Raw genomic sequence first — 1,139 nt, 5'->3', positions numbered from 1 at the left:
TGGTTCGTGGGATGGGGTCGTTTTTCAAGGAGTGTGAGCATCCGCGGTCGCGGTGGTCGAAGTGTTCTCATCCGTACAAGATCCGGTACAGGTCTGCGGCGGGGAAGCAGGTGAAGGAGTCCGGGTTCGCCACCCAGGACAGAGCGATCGCGCGGTTGACGGAGGTCTACAACGCGAAGAAGGCGGCGCCTCAGGGTCATGCGAAGGCGGAGCGGATCGCACGGTACGGGGCGATGCGGTTCGAGGAGTACGCCGGCGAGTGGAAGGCCGGGCAGCGGGATCTGGGGCCGGCTTCGGTGGTGCATCTGGAGTCGCTGCTGAACATCCATCTGCTGCCACTGCTGGGCAGCCGGCGGATGAACACCTTCGACCACAAGGTCGTCGAGGGATTCATCAGGAGCCTGGAGCGAGGCGGGGTCGGTCTGGCCGCGCAGGCGAACGCGTTCGACAAGCTGAAGGCGATCCTGCTGGACGCGAACCGGCTCGGGCTGTTCGACGACAGCCCGGTGGCCGGCATCAAGCCGCCGCAGTACGACCCCAAGCGGGTGGTGATCCCCTCGCCCCAGCAGCTGCGTCAGATACGCACCGCCGGCGACGACAGTTTCCGGCTGGTCGCCGATCTGATGAGCGGATGCGGCATGCGCAACGGCGAGGCGTTCGCGGTCAACCTCAACAACATCGTCGCCGACGACGTGTACCGCATCACCGAACAGGTCAACCGGACCACCTGCCACTACGAGCGGCTCAAGCACCGCAAGGCAGGCGAGTACCGGGACGTTCCCCTGCCCGATCGGGTGCGGCAGAGCATCGAGTGGTACGCCGACAAGCACGGCACCGTCGACGGCTACCTGCTGCGCCACCCCAGCGACCCGACCCGCACCTTCCCGCACTACCACATCGCCAACCAGTGGCAGCGGATCAAGAAGGCCGGCCAGGTCGACATCCCCGACGGGATGGTCGTCTACGGCCTGCGGCACTTCTTCGCTTCCAACTGCCTCACCCACGGCATCCCCATCACCGACGTCGCCGAGTGGATGGGCCACAAGACCATCGAGATCACCTTCAAGATCTACCGACACCTCATGCCCGGCTCCATCAGCAAAGCCGCCAAAATCCTCAACCTCGACCTCACCGCATAA

The 1,139-nt window shown here is 65.0% G+C and carries 1 protein-coding gene; it reads left to right on the top strand.

Going from position 1 to position 1,139, the window contains the following annotated elements:
• The first annotated feature begins 11 nt into the window (after positions 1–11).
• Positions 12–1,139: a tyrosine-type recombinase/integrase gene (locus M8J73_RS44060; RefSeq protein WP_055537456.1), complete on the top strand. Its 1,128-nt coding sequence runs from the start codon at positions 12–14 to the stop codon at positions 1,137–1,139.

The sequence above is a fragment of the Streptomyces neyagawaensis genome (assembly GCF_023516595.1).
GTDB classification, from domain to species: domain Bacteria; phylum Actinomycetota; class Actinomycetes; order Streptomycetales; family Streptomycetaceae; genus Streptomyces; species Streptomyces neyagawaensis.
Note: the sequence above shows the minus strand (reverse complement) of the source record. Positions and strands in the feature narration are given on the sequence as shown.

Coding starts and splice junctions, on each gene's coding strand:
- M8J73_RS44060 (WP_055537456.1), top strand. CDS start 12: ATGGGGTCGTTTTTCAAGGAGTGTGAGCATCCGCGGTCGCGGTGGTCG.